We start from the raw sequence: 18,664 nt of genomic DNA, 5'->3' as shown, positions 1-18,664 counted from the left end.
GACTGAACCATGGCACGAGTAAAGCGTGGTGTGCAGGCGCGCCGCCGCCACAAGAAAATTCTGACCCTTGCGAAGGGTTACTACAACGCTCGCCGCAAGGTCTTCCGCGTTGCCAAGCAAGCGGTCATCAAGGCACAGCAGTACGCCTACATTGGCCGTAAGCAGAAGAAACGTAATTTCCGTTCGCTGTGGATCACCCGCATCAACGCGGCTGCCCGCATCAACGGCTTGAGCTACAGCCGTTTCATGAATGGCCTGCTCAAGGCTGGTATCACCCTGGACCGTAAGGTGCTGGCCGATATCGCCGTGCACGACGCCGCCGGCTTTGCCGCATTGGCAGAGAAGGCAAAGGGCGCGCTGGCTGCGTAAATACAGGTCCCTCTGCAGGAGCCCGCACGCGGTATGTGCGAGTCCCTCGCAGGAGCCCGCACATCCATGTGCGGACTGCTCAAAGAAGCGAGTCATCGGATGTGGTCACACTTGGTGTGCTGCTTCGATGAGGTGAAACGCAGAGATGCAGGGGGAAGGGCGCGAGTCCTTCCCCTTTTGCGTTTTAGCGAAGTCGCCAAGTGGGCGATGACAGGTTAATGCAGTGACAATGCGTTCCGGTGTATCCGGAAACACCGTTCGGCTAGCAGTTTGAGGCGCAAGTGCAATGAGTGAGATTCAATCCCTGACCGAACGCGCGCTGGCCGATGTTGCCGCGGCGCAGACGCCGGACCAACTGGAAGCCTTGCGTGTTGCGTTGCTAGGCAAGAGCGGCAGCATTACTGCCCAGCTCAAGCAGCTCGGCACCTTGCCCGCCGATCAGCGCAAGGCCGCTGGCGAGGCCATCAATCTGTCGCGCGACGCGCTGACTGCCGCATTGGCCGAGCGCAAGAGCACGCTGGAAGCCGCCGCGCTGGACGCACGTCTGGCTGGCGAACGCATCGACATCACCTTGCCGGGCCGCCGCAGCGAACGCGGTGGTCTGCACCCGGTGACGCGCACGCTGGAGCGCATCGTTGAAATCTTCGCGCGGCTCGGCTATGAATTGTCGGACGGCCCGGAAATCGAGGATGACTGGCACAACTTCGAAGCGCTGAATTTCCCGCCGCACCATCCCGCGCGCGCGATGCACGACACGTTCTATTTCGGCGACGGTCGCCTGTTGCGCACCCACACTTCGGGCGTGCAAGTGCGCTACATGGATGCACACAAACCGCCGCTGCGCATGATCGCGGCCGGCAAGGTGTATCGCTCCGATTCGGATCAGACCCACTCGCCGATGTTCCATCAGGTCGAAGGCCTGTTGGTGGACGAGCATTCCAACTTCGCCGACCTCAAAGGCACCTTGTCCGAGTTCGTACGTGCGTTCTTCGAGCGCGATTTCGAAATGCGCTTCCGCCCCAGCTATTTCCCGTTCGTGGAGCCTGGCGCGGAAGTGGATATTGCCTGGCAGCAGCCCGATGGCAGCACGCGCTGGCTGGAAGTGCTGGGCTGCGGCATGGTGCACCCGAATGTGTTGCGCAGCGTCGGCATCGACCCTGAGCGCTACACCGGCTTCGCCTTCGGCCTGGGCGTGGAGCGCTTCGCGATGCTGCGCTATGGCGTCAACGACCTGCGCGCGTTCTTTGAGAACGACGTGCGCTTTCTTCGGCAGTTTGCTTGACGGCGGTGAGTCGGGAATGGGATCGGGAATCGTAAGAGCCTTGTGCTCCATCGGTTCGCTCCCCAAAGCCTGACAACCCCGCTTTTGCGATTCCCCATTCCCCATTCTCGATTCCCGGCCTCTCATGAAATTCTCTGAAAATTGGCTGCGTAGCCACGTTCCGATCCAGGCCGCGCGCGACGAACTGGCCGCGACGCTGACGGCGATTGGCCTGGAAGTCGAAGAAGTCACGCCGCTGGGCGAGTCGCTGGGCCAAGTGGTGGTGGCGCGTATCGTCGAGGCGGTGCGGCATCCCGAAGCCGATCGTCTGCAGGTCTGCAGCGTCGATGCAGGGCAGGGCGAGTTGCTGCAGATCGTGTGTGGCGCGCCGAATGCGCGCCCGGGTCTGGTGGCGCCGCTGGCATTGGTCGGCGCGAAGATCGGCGAGCTGACCATTACCGCTGCCAAGCTGCGCGGTGTGGCGTCCAACGGCATGTTGTGTTCGGCCAAGGAGCTGGGGTTGGATAGCGACGCCTCCGGCCTGTTCGAGCTGCCGGACGATGCGCCGGTGGGGCAGGCACTTGCCGAGTATCTGGGCCTGCCCGATGCCAGCATCGAAATCAAACTCACTCCGAACCGCGCCGATTGCTTCAGCGTGCGCGGTATCGCCTTCGACGTGGCCGCCGCGTGCGCCAGTGAAGTGGTGGCATTCGACGCCGGTGCCGTGGCGCCGGTCTCCACGCGCACGCTGGCAGTGGAGCTGGATGCCGGCAAGCAAGCGCCGCGGTATTGCGGTCGTGTGATCGAAGGGATCGACCCATCTGCGAAAACGCCGGTGTGGCTCGCCGAACGCCTACGCCGCAGTGGCGTGCGCCCGGTCTCGTTGCTGGTGGACATCACCCAGTACGTGATGCTGGAACTCGGCCAGCCGATGCATGCGTTCGATCTGGATACCTTGCACGGTCCGATCGGCGTACGTCGTTCGCGTGCCGGCGAGCAGCTGGCGTTGCTCGATGGACGCCAGGTCACGCTGGACGACGGCTTCCTGACCATTACCGATGCCGGGCGTCCGGTGGCGCTGGCCGGCTTGATGGGCGGGCTGGACACGCGCGTGACCGAGACCACGCGCAATGTGTTCCTGGAGTCGGCATATTTCGACCCGGCCGCGATCATGGGGCGCGGCCGCAAACTCGGCCTGCATACCGATGCCGGGCATCGCTTCGAGCGTGGCGTGGATCCGGCGTTGCCGCCACAGGCGATCGAAGTGGCGACGCGCCTGGTGCTGGAACTGGCTGGCGGCACGCCTGGTCCGGTGGTGCATGCACAGCTGCCGCAGCATCTGCCGCAGCCGGCGCGCATCCTGTTGCGTCGCGCGCGTATCGCACGGGTGCTCGGCATCCAGATCGACGATGCCGACGTGGTGCGCATGTTGCGTGCGCTTGGCATGCAACTCGATGCAGTTGCCGAGGGCTGGGAGGTGATGGCGCCGAGCCGTCGCTTCGATATCGCCATCGAAGAGGATCTTATTGAAGAGTTGGCGCGCATCCACGGTTACGACCGGGTGCCGACCACGCTGCCCGGTGGCGCCAGCCGTATCGCGATGCCGAGCGAAACCCAGTTGGACGAACTCAGCGTGCGCCGCCAGCTGGTGGCGCGCGAGCTGCAGGAAACCATCAACTACGCCTTCGTCGATGCCGGTTTGCTGGAGCGTTGGCAGGTCACCGATGGCCTGGTGCCGTTGGCCAACCCGCTCAGTGCGGAGCTGGCGATCATGCGGCCGCGCCTGTTGCCGGGCCTGGTGGCGACCCTGGGCCGTAACGCGGCCCGTCAGGCGGGGCGGGTGCGCTTGTTCGAGCTGGGCAAGGTGTTTGCCGCTGCCGCCGAGCCAGGTGCAGCACCGCTGGAATCGCAGCACGTTGCCGCGGCGGTGTGCGGCGATGCGCTGGCGCTGCAGTGGGGCGAGGCTGCGCGCAAGGTGGATTTCCACGATTTGAAGGGCGACCTGATGGCACTGGCCGCGGCCAGTGGCGCACAGCTGGAGTTCCAGGCATCCGCGCAGCCGTTCGGACATCCGGGCCGGTCGGCCGATATCTACCGTGACGGTGCCTGCATCGGCTGGATAGGGCAGGTGCATCCGCGCCTGGCCAAGTCACTGGACATCGATGTGGACGTGGTCGCATTCGAATTGCAGCTGGCGCCGTTGGTGCAGCGGGCGCTGCCGCGTGCCGGCGAGCTGTCGCGCTTTCCCTCCGTACGCCGCGATCTGGCCTTCCTTGTGCCGGAAGAGGTGAGTTGGGCGGCAGTGTCGGCGAGCGTGCGGACCACGGTCGGGCCGTTGTTGCGTGAGGTGCAACTGTTCGACCGCTACGTCGGGCAAGGGGTCGAGCCAGGTTTCAAGAGTCTGGCTATGGGCTTGATTTTGCAGGATAACTCGCGCACTCTCACCGACCGGGACGTTGATGCGGTCGTCACCGATGTGGTGGCTGTGATCGAGCGCGAGCATCGCGCCCGGATCCGGAGTTGAGGCGGTAACCAGGGGATTGGCATGGCATTGACGAAAGCGGAGATGGCCGAACGTCTGTTCGACGAGGTCGGTCTGAACAAGCGTGAGGCAAAGGAATTTGTCGACGCGTTCTTCGATGTGCTGCGCGATGCGCTGGAGCAGGGCCGTCAGGTGAAGCTGTCCGGTTTCGGCAATTTCGATCTGCGGCGCAAGAACCAACGGCCCGGTCGCAATCCCAAGACCGGCGAAGAAATTCCGATCTCGGCACGGACGGTGGTGACTTTCCGCCCCGGGCAGAAACTCAAGGAACGGGTGGAGGCTTATGCTGGATCCGGGCAGTAATCGCGAGCTACCGCCGATTCCGGCCAAGCGCTACTTCACCATCGGTGAGGTGAGCGAGCTATGCGACGTCAAGCCGCATGTGCTGCGCTACTGGGAAACCGAATTTCCCAGCCTGGAGCCGGTCAAGCGGCGCGGCAACCGGCGCTACTACCAGCGGCATGACGTGCTGATGGTGCGTCAGATCCGCGGGCTGTTGTACGAACAGGGCTACACCATCAGCGGTGCGCGCCTACGCCTGGAGGGCGAGGGTGCCAAGAGCGAGTCCGCGCTGAGCAATCAGATCATCAAGCAGGTGCGGATGGAGCTGGAAGAAGTGCTGCAACTGCTGCGCCGCTAGGAAAATGTTTTACAAAGCCGCTATAATCGCAGGCCGCTCTCGCAGCGGAATGCAGCATCTTCGGGGTATAGCGCAGCCTGGTAGCGCACTAGTCTGGGGGACTAGTGGTCGTCGGTTCGAATCCGGCTACCCCGACCAAACATCGAGCCCATGACGCCACGTCATGGGCTTTTTTGTTGCGATGCAACATTACATTTTTGTGTCTGCGCCTGGCTCTATGCATATGTAGATCGGCATATCGTACTGGAGCATGAACACTACGCTAGTCATCGCTTTTTGCGGCTCGGTTTGCTATGGACTTGCGTCACGAAATGATGCTAAGTGTCCGAAAAAGCTCTAAAACCTTGAGGCCAAATCAGAACGCGGATCACGATTCGTTAACGCGATATCGACGAACTTGAATCAATAGGCCAACGCCGTCAAAAAACTGGCGTTTAGTGTCTTGCAGTGCAATCTTTCTGTGCCATAGTGCACTGCAACACAGCCTTAGCTGTCGTGATCCCGATGTCTTGGGATGAATTCTCTTGTCGTACGTTCGTGCTGGCGTGTTTGGCCGGTTGAATGCTGCGCGAGCTCCTGTCCCACCCAACCGAGGCAGCCAGCCACACGCATGAAGAAACTGATCGGACGATTTTGCCAAGCGCTCAGCCTGGCGTTGATCTGCTCGATAACACTGGGCGCTTGCAGCACTGGGAAAGACATGGCGACCTCGTTGCCGCTGCCTGACCCGCTCGCAATGTCGGCAGTGCAGCCCGAGTATCGGCTTTCGCCAGGCGACCTGTTGCTGGTCAAGGTGTTTCAGATCGATGATCTGGAGCGGCAGGTCCGTATCGATCAGAACGGCCACATTTCGTTGCCGCTCATTGGCGATGTGAATGCGGCCGGCATGGGCGTCGGTGAGTTGGAAAAGATGGTGGCCGACCGGTATCGCAACGTCTATCTGCAAAATCCGCAGGTGTCGGTGTTCGTGCAGGAGTCCAACGGCCGTCGCGTCACCGTGACCGGGGCGGTTGACGAGCCGGGCATTTATCCGGTGATCGGCGCCAACCTGACCTTGCAGCAGGCCATTGCGCAGGCCAAGGGTGTGAGTACGGTCGCCAGCCGCAGCAATGTCATCGTGTTCCGCATGGTCAACGGGCAGAAGATGCTCGCGCGCTTCGACCTGACCGAAATCGAGAAGGGGACCAATCCGGATCCTGAGATTTATGGCGGTGACATTGTCGTGGTGTACCGCTCGGATGCGCGCGTGTGGTTGCGCACCATGCTGGAACTGACTCCTCTTGTGATGGTGTGGCGCGCTTACCGATGAGCATGAATTCCGACAATCGTTCCTCTTCGTCGCAGCGCCATGGGCATCTCGAACTTGCCGATGTGGGATTGCTCGACTACTGGCGCGCCCTGGTATCGCAGCGCTGGTTGATTATTGCGATCACGCTGGCGGTGTTGCTGCTGGCGCTGGCCATTACGCTGCTCATGCCAGAGAAGTACCGCGCGACCAGCACGCTGCAGATCGAACGCGATTCGCTTAACGTGGTGAATGTCGACAACCTGATGCCGGTGGAGTCGCCGCAGGATCGCGACTTCTACCAGACCCAGTATCAGTTACTGCAGAGCCGTTCACTGGCACGTGCCGTGATCCGCGAAGCCAAACTCGACAAGGAGCCGGCGTTCAAGGACCAGGTGGACGAGGCGCTGGAGAAGGCCGCGGCGAAGAATCCCGAAGCGGGGAAATCGGTGGATTCGCGCCAGGCAATCATCGAGCGCAGCCTCATCGATACGCTGTTGGCCGGTCTGGTGGTCGAGCCGATCCTCAATTCGCGCCTGGTCTACGTCAATTACGATTCACCGGACCCGGTGCTGTCGGCCAAGGTCGCCAATACCTACGCGAAGATGTTCATCATCAGTACGCAGGAGCGCAGCATGAAGGCGTCCTCCTTTGCGACCAAGTTCCTCGCTGAGCGATTGGAGCAGTTGCACGGCAAGGTGGAGGACTCGGAAAAGTCGTTGGTTGCGTACTCGACCGACGAGCAGATTGTTTCGGTGGGCGACGACAAACCTTCGTTGCCTGCGCAGAATCTGACCGATCTCAACGCATTGCTGGCTTCGGCGCAGGATGCCCGGATCAAGGCCGAGGCTGCCTGGCGTCAGGCGGAAAGTGGCGACGGTATGTCGCTGCCGCAGGTGCTCAGCAGCCCCTTGATCCAAAGCCTGCGCACCCAGCAAGTGCAGCTGACCAGCGAATACCAGCAGAAGCTTTCGACCTTCAAGCCGGACTACCCGGAGATGCAGCGCCTGAAGGCGCAGATCGAAGAGTCGCGTCGGCAAATCAACGGCGAGGTCATCAATGTTCGCCAGTCGCTGAAGGCTACCTACGACGCGTCGGTGCATCAGGAGCAGTTGCTCAACGAACGCATTGCTGGTTTGCGCAATAACGAGCTCGATCTGCAGGGCCGCAGCATTCGTTACAACATGCTCAAGCGCGACGTCGATACCAACCGTCAGCTCTACGATGCGCTTCTTCAGCGCTACAAAGAAATCGGTGTTGCAGGCAATGTCGGCGCCAACAACGTGACCATCGTCGATACCGCAGATGTGCCTACGTCGAAGACTTCGCCGAAACTGAAATTGAACCTCGCTTTAGGTCTCATCTTTGGCGTATTCCTAGGTTTGGCGGTGGCTCTCGTGCGGTACTTCCTGCGCGTCAATGGGCAGGAAACGCAGTTGGACTGACATCGTGATGTTGCAAAACGATGGTTAATTAAAGTGACAACTGATTCAGCGTGGAAAAGGTGGGACCCCGTATGTTTTGGGCTCCCTCGTTCGAAGGTTTGTCTCTGTTGAAACAAAGGGCTGTCGAGTGATCTGGGGTCGGTAGGTTTTACCGCGGTGATCGCTTGACGGAGATGATTGAAAGCTCGCGTGCGATTCGTATGTTCCCCCGCATGCGTCGTATCGAGTTTGGAGGACATCCCCATGCTTTTAGCAGACTTGAGTAGCGCGACTTACACAACTTCCTCGCCGCGATTGTTGTCCAAATATTCGGCTGCGGCCGATCTGGTTCTGCGCGTCTTCGACCTGACCATGGTTGTGGTGTCCGGTCTGGTCGCTTACCGCATTGTGTTCGGTTCCTGGGTGCCGGCAGCGCCGTATCGGCTGGCAATCGCTACCACGTTGTTGTATTCGGTGATCTGCTTTGCGTTGTTCCCGTTGTACCGCAGCTGGCGCGGCCGTGGCCTGTTGAGCGAGCTGATGGTGCTGGGCGGCGCGTTCGGCGGTGTCTTCGCGCTGTTCGCCGTGCATGCGTTGATCGTGCAGGTGGGCGAGCAGGTGTCGCGCGGGTGGATCGGCCTGTGGTTCGTCGGTGGCCTGGCCTCGTTGGTCGCTGCCCGCACGGTGCTGCGCGGTTTCTTGAATCATCTGCGTACCCAAGGTGTGGACGTTCAACGCGTGGTGGTGGTGGGTCTGCGTCACCCGGTGATGAAGATCAATCACTACCTGAGCCGCAACTCGTGGGTCGGTATGAACCTGGTCGGTTATTTCCGCACGCCGTACGACATTGCTGTGACCGAGCAGCGCCAGTCGCTGCCGTGCCTGGGCGAGCCGGATGCGTTGATCGACTATCTAAAGGAAAACCAGGTCGAGCAGGTGTGGATCTCGCTGCCGCTGGGTGAGCGCGACCATATCAAGCAGCTGCTGCAGCGCTTGGACCGGTACCCGATCAACGTCAAGCTGGTGCCGGACCTGTTCGATTTCGGTTTGCTCAATCAGTCTGGCGAGCAGATCGGCAACGTGCCGGTGATCAACCTGCGCCAGGGCGGCGTGGACCGCGACAATTACTTTGTGGTGGCCAAGGCGTTGCAGGACAAGATTCTTGCTGTCATCGCGCTGATGGGCCTGTGGCCGCTGATGGCTGCGATTGCAGTGGGCGTCAAGCTGAGCTCGCCGGGCCCGGTGTTCTTCCGTCAGCGCCGTCATGGCCTGGGTGGCCGCGAGTTCTACATGTTCAAGTTCCGCTCGATGCGCGTGCATGACGATCATGGCACCACGATCCAGCAGGCCACCAAGAACGACGCACGTATCACGCGTTTCGGTGCGTTCCTGCGCCGTAGCAGCCTGGACGAGTTGCCGCAGATCTTCAACGTGCTGGGTGGCAGCATGTCGATTGTCGGCCCTCGTCCGCACGCCGCGCAGCACAACACGCACTACGAAAAGCTGATCAACCACTACATGCAGCGTCACTACGTCAAGCCGGGTATCACCGGTTGGGCGCAGGTGAACGGTTTCCGTGGCGAAACCCCGGAACTTCGCACCATGAAGAAGCGTATTCAGTACGACCTCGATTACATCCGTCGTTGGTCGCTGTGGCTGGACATCCGCATCATCGTACTGACCGCAGTGCGCGTGCTCGGACAGAAGACCGCGTACTGATGATGGTGGGGAGCGTGCGACCTGGCGCGTTCGGCGCCGCAGGCGGCTGCATCGCAGTCGCCTCTTTCAAGCAGGCGGCTGCATGCTGATTCGAATGAGCGAGGAAACTCGCGTCCGCTGGCACAACCTGCTGATTGAGCTGACGTTGCTTGTGGGCGTGGGTTACAACCTGGTGCTGGCGTTCATCAATGCGAACGTGTTCACCGTGCGACCGGTGATTACCTACGCAGTCGAGTTCATGGTCTACGCAGCCTGCTTCTTGCTGGGCCTAGGCTCAATGAGCCGCAAGCGCATTGCCCTGATCGTCAGTGGACTCGGCTTCATCGTCGCGCTGATGTTCGTGCGTTTTTTGGTGAATTGGCAGGTCGACCCCAAGTTTTTCCGCGACGCGTTGGTGGTGTTCGCCTTCGTTGTGCTTGGCTCGGCCTACACCGGCTCAGTGCCCAAGCTGTTCATCCGCATGACCATCATCGTCTCGCTGGTCGCCGCCTTTGAGCTGGCGATGCCGGTGAAGTACGGTGATCTGATCAATCCCAAGAGTTTCTTCGTTAATGCGCGTGGCATGAGCGCCGAAGGCTTCTGGAACGAAGACAGCAATCTGTTCGTCAGCGCCACGCGCCCGGGTGAGCGTAACTTCCTGCCGGGTTCCAATTTGCCGCGCGCCTCCTCGATGTTCATCGAGCCGGTGACGATGGGCAACTACATCTGCTTCTTTACCGCGATTGTGCTGGTGTTCTGGCGATGGATGCGGCCGGCGGCGCTGATCCTGTCGGTCGGGTTGATCGGCTTCATGATCGTGGCCTCGGACGGACGATTAGCGGCGGGCACCTGCGTGCTGATGGTGTTGCTGTCGCCACTATTGAAACGGTTGGATCAACGACTGGCGTTTCTGGTGTTTCTGTTGGTGATCATGAGCGCGTGGTTGCTGGTCTGGGTGACTGGCATCACCGCCTACCAGGACACCACGATGGGGCGCGTGTTCTTCACCGTGTATTCGATGAATAACCTGTCGTTCGAGTCCTGGATGGGACTGGATTTTGATCAGGCATACCGCTACTTCGACAGTGGTATTTCTTACTTCATCGCATCGCAATCGATCGTAGGCGTGCTTGCGTTCTTGCTGTCGTATTCCTTCCTGCTGCTGATGCCAAGCAAGGAAGGGCAGCTGTTCAAGAACCTGGCGATCTTTGCGTTCGCATTGAGTCTGCTGGTGTCCAATGGCTACTTCTCGATCAAGACGTCGGCGCTGTGGTGGTTTGTCTGTGGTTGCATGTGGCACATGTTGCCGACCTTGTCTGCGTCCGGCACCCAGGCTGCTTTGATCAAGGACGAGCCAACGGTAGATGGCGCGCAGTTGCCATTGCCTGCGGGAGCGGCACGATGAGCGCGGCGGCAACGCCGGCCTGGTTGTCGGCTTTGCCGGCCGCCGGCGCGCAGGTTGCAACTACTGGTCGCGCCCGCGATCCGCGCATCGATGCCACCAAGGCGATCGCCATCCTGCTCGTGGTGTTCTGCCACGCCAAGGGCGTCCCGCATGGCATGACTTTATTTGCCTACAGCTTCCACGTGCCGCTGTTTTTCCTGGTGTCGGGTTGGTTGGCAGCGGGTTATGCCTCGCGCAATACCGGCTTGACGCAGACGATCACCAAGCAGGCACGTAGCCTGCTGCTGCCATACGTCACCTTTTATCTGTTGGGATACGCGTACTGGTTGCTGACACGCAATATCGGCGAGAAGGCTGCGCGCTGGGGAAGTCATCCCTGGTGGGAGCCGATCGTGGCGATGTTCACCGGTATCGGCCCGGACCTGTATGTGCAGCCTCCGCTTTGGTTCCTGCCGGTAATGCTGGTGACCGTGGTGAGTTACATGGTATTGCGCCGTCTGATGTCGCCGATATTGATCGCAGGGCTGGCATTGATCGTGGCGTGGTTCTGGATGAACTGGCTCCCAGCACAGCAGGTGCGGATTTTTTTCGGCTTGGACGTGCTACCGGTGTCGCTGTATTTCTACGCGTTGGGCGCCTTGCTGATCCATGTGGCGCCGCGCCTGCCGACATCCTTGGCTGGCAGCGCCCTGGCGACCGTCGTGTTGGCATTAGCGGTGGCTTGGCTGGCCAAAGTCAACGGGCGAATCGACGTCAACATGCTTCAATTCGGTCACAACCACGCACTGTTCCTGGTGAGCTCGGTGCTTGGTTCGTTGATGGTGATCTGCGCGGCGCGGCTGGTACAGAGCTGGGCGTGGCTGCAGTGGATCGGCCGCAATACCCTGCTGATTCTTTGCACGCATATGTTGGTGTTCTTTGTTTTGTCCGGGGTTGCGGCACTGGCCGGTGGGTTCGGCGGTGCGCGTCCGGGACTTGGCTGGGCAGTCTTCGTCACGTTGTTTGCGTTGGCCGCCTGCGTGCCGCTGCGTTGGATCTTGATGCGTTTCGTCCCATGGACGCTGGGTGCGCGCCGGGTGGCGGCATGAGCGGCGTTTTGGCATGACAAGCGAACTCTCTCCATCATTCGTCGCGCGTGCGCATAGCCCGGCAGACGCCCGGCCGACGCGCGATTGGCAGATTGATGCTGCGAAGGCGCTGGCCATCGCGCTAGTGGTGCTGGGCCACGCCAGTGGAATGCCGTCCGCGTACAAGCTGTTCGCTTACAGCTTTCATGTGCCGCTGTTTTTCGTGTTGTCGGGCTGGGTTGGCGAACGGTTTGGGCAGCGCGCATTGACGGGGGCAACGGTTGCAAAGCTGGCGCGCACCTTGCTGGTTCCGTACCTCGCATTCTTTATGGTGGCCTATGCGCTGTGGTTGCTGACCGCTGTGCTCGATGGGCACTCGGGGCATCCACAGACGCGACCGTTGTGGCACCCACTCACAGGATTGCTGTGGGCCAATGGTTCACGTCTGTATGTGCTTCCGGCGCTGTGGTTTCTTCCCGCGCTGTTTGTCACAACGCTCGCTTACATTGCCTTGCGTGCGCGACTGACTGCGGCCGCGGTAGCGGCGGTCAGTTTGCCGCTGGCGCTGGCATGGGCCGGCTGGTTCCCGTCGCTGCAGTTGCGTTTGCCGCTCGCGCTGGATGTGCTGCCGGTCGCGTTGTTCTTCATTGCGATCGGCGGCTGGCTGTCGCGCTTTGCCGATGCGTTGCGATTGCTGGGCGCGCAGGTGTGGGCGCTGGCGTTGTTGCCGTTGGCCGCAGGGTGGTGGTGGCTGGCCGGCTGGAACGGGCAGGTGGACGTGAACAACCTGCAGTTCGGGCAGTCGGCGGCCGTGTTCCTGCTGGTCAGCCTGCTAGGAACGGTGATGACGTTTTGCGTCGCCTATTTCATTCGGGGCGTGCGCTGGGTGCAGTGGATCGGTACCAATACGCTGCTGATTTTGTGCACGCATACGTTGGTCTTCCTGGTGGCCACCAGCGTGGTGGCACGTACGGGCCTGATCGCACGCAGCGCAATCGGTACGCCCGCCTGGGCGTTGGGGCTAAGTGCTTTCGCGATCGCGACGAGCGTGCCGATGCGCGCGGTGCTGGTGCGGGTGGCGCCGTGGATGTTGGGATTGAAACGCAAATGACGAGTTTTCAGAATCATCAGCCGTCGCAGCAACTCGATGCGCGTCGCTGGCAAAGGAGATTGGCGTAATGAAAGTGGTGCATGTCGTCCGCCAATTCCATCCTTCGATCGGAGGCATGGAAGAGGTCGTTCTCAATGTTGCCCGCCAACATCAAGCCAATAGTACCGATACGGTTGAGGTCGTGACGCTGGATCGTGTGTTCACCGATCCGAGCGCTCAGCTTTCAGCGCAGGACACGCATCAAGGGCTGCCAATCCGGCGGATTGGCTATCGTGGATCGTCGCGCTATCCGCTGGCGCCGTCGGTACTGGGTGCGATTCGTTCGGCCGACGTTGTCCATCTGCACGGCATCGACTTTTTTTACGACTATCTGGCGTTGACCAAGCCGCTGCATGGCAAGCCGATGGTGGTGTCCACGCATGGCGGGTTTTTCCACACTGCCTACGCATCGCGCATGAAGCAGCTGTGGTTCCAAACCCTGACGCGCACCTCGGCACTGGCCTATGCACGTGTGATCGCTACCAGCGAAAACGATGGCGACCTGTTTGCCAAGGTGGTGTCACCATCGCGGTTGCGGGTGATCGAGAACGGTGTGGATGTGCAGAAGTATGCAGGGCAGGGTGCGGCCACGCCCGGCCGAACGATGCTGTATTTCGGGCGTTGGTCGGTCAACAAGGGGCTGATCGAAACGCTGGAGTTGTTGCAAGCCGCGCTCAAGCGTGACCCGCAATGGCGGCTGATCATCGCCGGTCGCGAGTACGATCTGAACGAGGCCGATTTGCGCAAGGCGATTGCCGAGCGTGGCTTGCAGGACAAGGTGCAGCTGAGCATGTCGCCTTCTCAGGAGCAATTGCGCGCGCTGATGCGGCAGGCGCACTTCTTCGTCTGCTTGTCGCGGCATGAAGGCTTTGGTATCGCGGCAGTGGAGGCGATGAGTGCGGGTCTGATTCCGATCCTCAGCGATATTCCGCCGTTCGTGCGGCTTGCCAGCGAATCGGGCCAGGGCCTGATCGTCAATCGCGACAAGATCGAGGCCGCCGCCGATCAAGTGCAGGCACTTGCGCTGCAGGCCGATGGCGATTTCGACACGCGTCGTGCCGCGTCCATGGCTTACGTCAGCCGCTACGACTGGAAGCACGTGGTCGGGCGCTACATCGACGAATATCACGATGCGCTGGGCATCCCGCGCGTGCACGAGGCGGTGCGATGAGCGCGCTGGCCTCTCCTTCGATGACGCATGCGGCAACCCAGCCGCAGGTCACGGTGCTGTTTTCCACCGAAAAACCTAATGCCAGCACCAACCCGTACCTGACCCAGCTTTACGACGCATTGCCCGCCGCAGTGCACCCGCGCTTTTTTTCGATGCGCGATGCCTTGTTGTCGCGCTACGACGTGCTGCATCTGCATTGGCCCGAGTACCTGCTGCGCCATCCAACCGCTGCCGGCACCCTGGCCAAGCAGGTCTGTGCTGCCGTGTTGTTGCTCAAGCTGCAGCTGACCGGCACGCCGGTGGTGCGCACACTGCACAATCTTGCGCCGCATGAAGACCGCGGTTGGCGTGAACGTAGCCTTCTGCGCTGGATTGACCGGCTGACACGTCGCTGGATCCGCATCAACGCGACCACGCCGCCGCGTCCGCCGTTCACCGATACGATTCTGCATGGCCACTATCGCGACTGGTTCGCGACGATGGAGCAGGGCAGCACGGTGCCGGGGCGGTTGCTCCACTTCGGTCTGATTCGCCCGTACAAAGGCGTCGAAACCCTGCTGGATGTCATGCGCGAGGTCGACGATACCCGCGTGACCTTACGCATTGTCGGCAACCCGGCCACGCCGCAGATGCGCAGCTTGGTGGAAGACGCTTGCGCGCAGGATCCGCGCATCAGCGCATTGCTGGCCTATGTGGAAGAGCCGGTGCTGGCGCGCGAAGTCAGTGAGGCCGAGCTGGTGGTGTTGCCGTATCGGCAGATGCATAACTCCGGCACCCTACTGCTGGCGTTGTCGCTGGCGCGTCCGGTGCTGGCGCCTTGGAGCGAATCCAACGCGGCCATCGCCGAAGAAGTCGGCCCTGGCTGGGTGTTCCTGTATGACGGTGAGTTCGATGCGGCGCTGCTGACCGGCATGCTGGACAAGGTGCGTGCCGCACCGCGCGGGCCGGTACCGGATCTCTCGCAGCGTGATTGGCCACGTATCGGGCAGTTGCATTACCGCACTTATCTGGAAGCGCTGGGCAAGGATGGAGACGCCGCGCTGTGACCGCAGAGACACCTACGATGACATCTTCCACACCACCGTCGCCTCCGCAACGCAGCCTGGGCTCGCGCGCTGCCGGCGGCGCTGCGGTGACCATGCTTGGCCAGTCGGCCAAGATGGTGGTGCAGTTCGGCGGCATCATTCTGCTGGCGCGCTTGCTGACGCCTTACGACTACGGTCTGATGGCAATGGTCACCGCGATTGTGGGCGCTGCCGAGATCCTGCGCGATTTCGGATTGTCGGCAGCGGCCGTGCAAGCCAAGCATGTCAGCCGCGAGCAACGCGATAACCTGTTCTGGATCAATAGCGGCATTGGTTTGCTGCTGTCGCTGGTGGTGTTCGCGTCGGCGCATCTGATTGCGAACTTCTACAAAGAGCCGGCCCTGGTGACGATTTCCCAGGCACTGGCGGTCACCTTCCTGATCAACGGCATGACCACGCAGTACCGCGCGCATCTGAGCCGCGGGCTGCACTTCGGGCAGGTCGCGCTGAGCGACGTGGGCTCGCAGGTGCTTGGCCTCGGCGCAGCGGTTGCTGCTGCGTTGCTGGGCTGGGGCTATTGGGCGCTGGTCGTCCAGCAGGTGGTGCAGGCCATCGTCAATTTCGTTATCGCCGCAAGCTGCGCACGCTGGTTGCCGGGTGGCTATCAGCGTTCGGCACCGATGCGCGATTTCATGAATTTCGGCTGGAACCTGATGGCTGCGCAGTTGCTGGGCTATGCCAGTCGCAACGTGGGGCAGGTGATCATCGGGTGGCGGACCGGGCCAGACGCGCTGGGCTTGTACAACCGCGCATTCCAGTTGTTGATGATGCCGTTGAACCAGATCAATGCGCCGGCCACCAGCGTGGCATTGCCGGTATTGTCGCAGCTACAGGATGACCGCGAACGCTTCAGCGCATTCTTATTGCGCGGGCAAACCGTGATGGTGCATCTGATCTTTGCGCTGTTCTCGTTCGCCTGCGCACTGGCGATGCCGCTGATTGTGCTGGTGCTGGGCGAGCAATGGCGCGAGGCTGTGCCGCTGTTCCAGGTGCTCACGCTGGGCGGTATTTTCCAGACGGCCGCCTATGCGACGTACTGGGTGTTCCTTGCGCGGGGATTGATGCGCGCGCAGCTGGTGTATTCGCTGGTCAGCCGCGTCCTGCTGATCGCCTGCATCTTCGTCGGCTCGCGTTGGGGCGCGATGGGCGTGGCGATCGGCTATTCGTTCGGTCTGTTGCTCACCTGGCCGCTATCGCTGATATGGATTGGCAAGATTTCCGATGCGCCGGTCGGGGCTCTCTTCACCAATGCGATGCGCGCCATGACCGCGTACGGCATTGCGGGTGGATGCGCGTATTACGCCTCCATCACCGTTGGCGGTCCGCTCTGGGAACAGCTGGCCGTCGGCGCAGCGGCGATGGCTGCGGTTTGCCTGCTCGCCCTGGCGATCTGGCCTGCATTCCGTCGCGATGTGATTGCCATCATCAACATCCGCAGGCTGCTGATGCAGGCCAAGGCGCGTCGATGAGTCGACATTGTTTTCGCCTGCAATCAGGCATCATTTCTCTCACTCATTCATAGGACACGGCCCATGAGCGACACACCCGCCGCCGCTTCCGGCATCCGCCGGCCTTGCTATCTGGTCTTGTCCGCCCACGATTACCGCACGCCGCGACGCGCCAATATCCATTTCATCACCGATCAACTGGCACTGCGCGGAACCACGCGGTTTTTCTCGCTGCGTTACAGCCGGTTGTCGCGGATGAAGGGTGATATGCGGCTGCCGCTTGACGAGACGGCAAATACAGTCGTCTCGCATAAGGGTGTCGAGTGCTACCTGTGGCGCACGACGGTGCATCCGTTCAATACGCGCCGTCCATGGCTACGTTCGGTCGAGGATGCGATGTTCCGCTGGTACGCCGCACACCCGCCACGCCAACTGCTCGACTGGATGCGCGAGTCGGATGTGATCGTGTTCGAAAGCGGCATTGCGGTCGCTTTCATCGAACTGGCAAAACGCATCAATCCGGGGGCGAAGCTGGTCTATCGCGCGTCCGATGGACTGAGCACGATCAATGTTGCGTACTATATCGAACGCGAGTTCGACCGCGTCGCGCCCATGCTCGATGTGATCGCGTTGGTGTCGCCGGCAATGGCAGACGAAATCGCCAGCCGCGACAACGTCTATCACGTGGGCCATGGCGTGGATCACAACCTTGATCAGCTCGGCGACCCATCACCGTACGGTGAGGGCATTCATGCGGTCGCTGTCGGTTCGATGTTGTTCGATCCGGAGTTCTTCGTGGTCGCCAGCAAGGCCTTTCCGCAGGTGACGTTTCACGTGATCGGCTCGGGCATGGGCCGGCATCCGGGCTATGGCGATAACGTCGTGGTCTACGGCGAGATGAAGCACGCCGAGACGATTGGCTACATAAAACACGCACGTTTCGGAATTGCGCCCTACGCGTCCGAGCAGGTGCCGGTGTACCTGGCCGATAGTTCGATGAAGTTGTTGCAGTACGACTTCTTCGGCTTGCCTGCGGTGTGTCCGAATGCCGTGGTCGGGCCGTATCAATCGCGTTTCGGCTACACTCCTGGCAACGCTGATTCTGTCATTTCGGCAATTGGCCGCGCCCTGGAAGCACCGCGCGTACGTTATCGCCAGTGCCTGAATTGGTCCGACACCACCGATCGCGTGCTGAATCCTAGCGCGTATGCGGAAACACGTTTGTATCCACAGCAAAGCGCAACGGTGCATGCGTCGTCGGAGGCTGCGCTCTCGCATTGATGCCGCGCACATCTTTTCTTCTTAGGAGATTCATACCTTATGGCCAACGCCTTGCTGCAGAAATGGATAGAACATGCAGAACGTCGTGCACTGTTCTGGTGGCAGCCCAAGAACGCTGGCGTGAATATGGGAGACCACCTGTCCAAGGTGATCGTCTCCTGCGTGCTGTCCTTGCAGGACAAGACGCTGATCGAGAAGCAGGATCTGAGCAAGAAGCTGATTGCGATCGGCTCGGTGCTGCACTTCGCCAAAGACGGTGACACCGTCTGGGGCAGTGGCATCAACGGCCAGATTCCTGCCGAACGCAACACCTTTAGTACGCTTGACGTGCGTGCAGTGCGCGGGCCGAAGACGCGCAAGTTTCTGCTCGATCGCGGCATTGCGGTGCCAGAGGTGTATGGCGATCCCGGGCTGCTAACGCCGATGTTCTTCCCGGCCGACGCGCTCGGCCCGATCAACAAGCGGCCGTTCGCCATCGTTCCGCACTTCAACGAGCCGGTCGAAAAGTACAGCGCGTACAAGGACCACTTGGTCTTTCCCAACGTCAAGCCTGCAACCTTCATGAGCGCGTTGCTTGGCGCTGAGTTGGTGATCAGCAGTTCGTTGCACGGCCTTATTCTTGCCGAAGCCTACGGAATCCCCGCGGTGTATCTGGATTGGGGCAACGGCGAAGATCGCTTCAAGTACGACGACTACTACAACGGTACCGGACGCATGCAGTGGCATTCCGGTAATAGCGTGGAAGAGTGTCTGCAGTTGGGCGGTAACGGCGATTTCGATTTGGAAAAACTGCAGGCCGGGCTGTTGGCTGCATTCCCTTACGACCTTTGGTGATTCG

The 18,664-nt window shown here is 61.0% G+C and carries 16 protein-coding genes and 1 tRNA gene; all 17 read left to right on the top strand.

Annotation, left to right across the window (positions count from 1 at the left end; translation table 11 throughout):
• Nucleotides 1–9: 9 nt before the first annotated feature.
• The gene (gene rplT / locus KWO_RS13210) at nucleotides 10–369 is read left to right on the top strand and encodes a 50S ribosomal protein L20 (protein WP_003484828.1); all 360 of its coding nucleotides are present in this window, start codon (nucleotides 10–12) and stop codon (nucleotides 367–369) included.
• 286 nt (nucleotides 370–655) lie between these two features.
• Entirely contained in the window at nucleotides 656–1,651 is a 996-nt protein-coding gene (pheS, locus tag KWO_RS13205) for a phenylalanine--tRNA ligase subunit alpha (RefSeq protein ID WP_010363591.1), read from the top strand.
• Between the two features lie 124 nt (nucleotides 1,652–1,775).
• A complete protein-coding gene (pheT, locus tag KWO_RS13200) occupies nucleotides 1,776–4,154 on the top strand; it encodes a phenylalanine--tRNA ligase subunit beta (RefSeq protein WP_010378263.1) in 2,379 nt (792 codons plus the stop codon).
• A gap of 21 nt (nucleotides 4,155–4,175) precedes the next feature.
• Entirely contained in the window at nucleotides 4,176–4,475 is a 300-nt protein-coding gene (locus KWO_RS13195) for an integration host factor subunit alpha (RefSeq protein WP_002811076.1), read from the top strand.
• The gene (locus KWO_RS13190; RefSeq protein WP_010363548.1) at nucleotides 4,456–4,812 is read left to right on the top strand and encodes a MerR family transcriptional regulator; all 357 of its coding nucleotides are present in this window, start codon (nucleotides 4,456–4,458) and stop codon (nucleotides 4,810–4,812) included. Before KWO_RS13195 ends, KWO_RS13190 begins: the two co-directional genes overlap by 20 nt.
• A gap of 61 nt (nucleotides 4,813–4,873) precedes the next feature.
• Nucleotides 4,874–4,950 (top strand) — tRNA-Pro (locus KWO_RS13185).
• Nucleotides 4,951–5,422: 472 nt separating this feature from the next.
• A complete protein-coding gene (locus KWO_RS13180; protein ID WP_017112207.1) occupies nucleotides 5,423–6,121 on the top strand; it encodes a polysaccharide biosynthesis/export family protein in 699 nt (232 codons plus the stop codon).
• Nucleotides 6,103–7,542, top strand: a complete 1,440-nt coding sequence (locus KWO_RS13175; protein ID WP_017112206.1) for a GumC family protein — start codon at nucleotides 6,103–6,105, stop codon at nucleotides 7,540–7,542. The genes KWO_RS13180 and KWO_RS13175 overlap by 19 nt, the downstream gene beginning before the upstream one ends.
• Before the next feature lie 243 nt (nucleotides 7,543–7,785).
• Nucleotides 7,786–9,240, top strand: coding sequence for an undecaprenyl-phosphate glucose phosphotransferase (locus tag KWO_RS13170; RefSeq protein ID WP_010378258.1), 1,455 nt, complete (start codon nucleotides 7,786–7,788; stop codon nucleotides 9,238–9,240).
• Nucleotides 9,241–9,334: 94 nt separating this feature from the next.
• Nucleotides 9,335–10,624: a hypothetical protein gene (locus tag KWO_RS13165; protein WP_017112204.1), complete on the top strand. Its 1,290-nt coding sequence runs from the start codon at nucleotides 9,335–9,337 to the stop codon at nucleotides 10,622–10,624.
• Nucleotides 10,621–11,712, top strand: a complete 1,092-nt coding sequence (locus KWO_RS13160; RefSeq protein ID WP_010363536.1) for an acyltransferase family protein — start codon at nucleotides 10,621–10,623, stop codon at nucleotides 11,710–11,712. Before KWO_RS13165 ends, KWO_RS13160 begins: the two co-directional genes overlap by 4 nt.
• A gap of 13 nt (nucleotides 11,713–11,725) precedes the next feature.
• Nucleotides 11,726–12,802, top strand: a complete 1,077-nt coding sequence (locus tag KWO_RS13155; RefSeq protein ID WP_010363534.1) for an acyltransferase family protein — start codon at nucleotides 11,726–11,728, stop codon at nucleotides 12,800–12,802.
• A 67-nt stretch (nucleotides 12,803–12,869) separates the two neighbouring features.
• Complete coding sequence (gene gumH / locus KWO_RS13150; RefSeq protein ID WP_010378253.1) at nucleotides 12,870–14,012, top strand: GDP-mannose:cellobiosyl-diphosphopolyprenol alpha-mannosyltransferase; 1,143 nt, start codon at nucleotides 12,870–12,872, stop codon at nucleotides 14,010–14,012.
• Nucleotides 14,009–15,058, top strand: a complete 1,050-nt coding sequence (locus KWO_RS13145; RefSeq protein ID WP_010378250.1) for a glycosyltransferase — start codon at nucleotides 14,009–14,011, stop codon at nucleotides 15,056–15,058. The genes gumH and KWO_RS13145 overlap by 4 nt, the downstream gene beginning before the upstream one ends.
• A gap of 17 nt (nucleotides 15,059–15,075) precedes the next feature.
• A complete protein-coding gene (locus tag KWO_RS13140) occupies nucleotides 15,076–16,566 on the top strand; it encodes a lipopolysaccharide biosynthesis protein (protein ID WP_010363528.1) in 1,491 nt (496 codons plus the stop codon).
• Between the two features lie 63 nt (nucleotides 16,567–16,629).
• Nucleotides 16,630–17,826 carry a GumK N-terminal domain-containing glycosyltransferase gene (locus KWO_RS13135; protein WP_010378248.1) on the top strand — a complete coding sequence of 399 codons (1,197 nt, stop codon included), beginning with the start codon at nucleotides 16,630–16,632 and terminating at the stop codon, nucleotides 17,824–17,826.
• 39 nt (nucleotides 17,827–17,865) lie between these two features.
• The gene (locus KWO_RS13130; RefSeq protein ID WP_010378245.1) at nucleotides 17,866–18,660 is read left to right on the top strand and encodes a polysaccharide pyruvyl transferase family protein; all 795 of its coding nucleotides are present in this window, start codon (nucleotides 17,866–17,868) and stop codon (nucleotides 18,658–18,660) included.
• The last annotated feature ends 4 nt before the right edge of the window (nucleotides 18,661–18,664 follow it).

The organism is Xanthomonas vasicola pv. musacearum NCPPB 4379, from assembly GCF_000277895.2.
GTDB lineage: Bacteria > Pseudomonadota > Gammaproteobacteria > Xanthomonadales > Xanthomonadaceae > Xanthomonas > Xanthomonas vasicola.
Note: the sequence above shows the minus strand (reverse complement) of the source record. Positions and strands in the feature narration are given on the sequence as shown.

Bases quoted from the DNA above. Each gene is read 5' to 3' on its own strand.
- rplT (WP_003484828.1), top strand. From the start codon at position 10: ATGGCACGAGTAAAGCGTGGTGTGCAGGCGCGCCGCCGCCACAAGAAA.
- pheS (WP_010363591.1), top strand. From the start codon at position 656: ATGAGTGAGATTCAATCCCTGACCGAACGCGCGCTGGCCGATGTTGCC.
- pheT (WP_010378263.1), top strand. From the start codon at position 1,776: ATGAAATTCTCTGAAAATTGGCTGCGTAGCCACGTTCCGATCCAGGCC.
- KWO_RS13195 (WP_002811076.1), top strand. From the start codon at position 4,176: ATGGCATTGACGAAAGCGGAGATGGCCGAACGTCTGTTCGACGAGGTC.
- KWO_RS13190 (WP_010363548.1), top strand. From the start codon at position 4,456: ATGCTGGATCCGGGCAGTAATCGCGAGCTACCGCCGATTCCGGCCAAG.
- KWO_RS13180 (WP_017112207.1), top strand. From the start codon at position 5,423: ATGAAGAAACTGATCGGACGATTTTGCCAAGCGCTCAGCCTGGCGTTG.
- KWO_RS13170 (WP_010378258.1), top strand. From the start codon at position 7,786: ATGCTTTTAGCAGACTTGAGTAGCGCGACTTACACAACTTCCTCGCCG.
- KWO_RS13165 (WP_017112204.1), top strand. From the start codon at position 9,335: ATGAGCGAGGAAACTCGCGTCCGCTGGCACAACCTGCTGATTGAGCTG.
- KWO_RS13160 (WP_010363536.1), top strand. From the start codon at position 10,621: ATGAGCGCGGCGGCAACGCCGGCCTGGTTGTCGGCTTTGCCGGCCGCC.
- KWO_RS13155 (WP_010363534.1), top strand. From the start codon at position 11,726: ATGACAAGCGAACTCTCTCCATCATTCGTCGCGCGTGCGCATAGCCCG.
- gumH (WP_010378253.1), top strand. From the start codon at position 12,870: ATGAAAGTGGTGCATGTCGTCCGCCAATTCCATCCTTCGATCGGAGGC.
- KWO_RS13145 (WP_010378250.1), top strand. From the start codon at position 14,009: ATGAGCGCGCTGGCCTCTCCTTCGATGACGCATGCGGCAACCCAGCCG.
- KWO_RS13140 (WP_010363528.1), top strand. From the start codon at position 15,076: ATGACATCTTCCACACCACCGTCGCCTCCGCAACGCAGCCTGGGCTCG.
- KWO_RS13135 (WP_010378248.1), top strand. From the start codon at position 16,630: ATGAGCGACACACCCGCCGCCGCTTCCGGCATCCGCCGGCCTTGCTAT.
- KWO_RS13130 (WP_010378245.1), top strand. From the start codon at position 17,866: ATGGCCAACGCCTTGCTGCAGAAATGGATAGAACATGCAGAACGTCGT.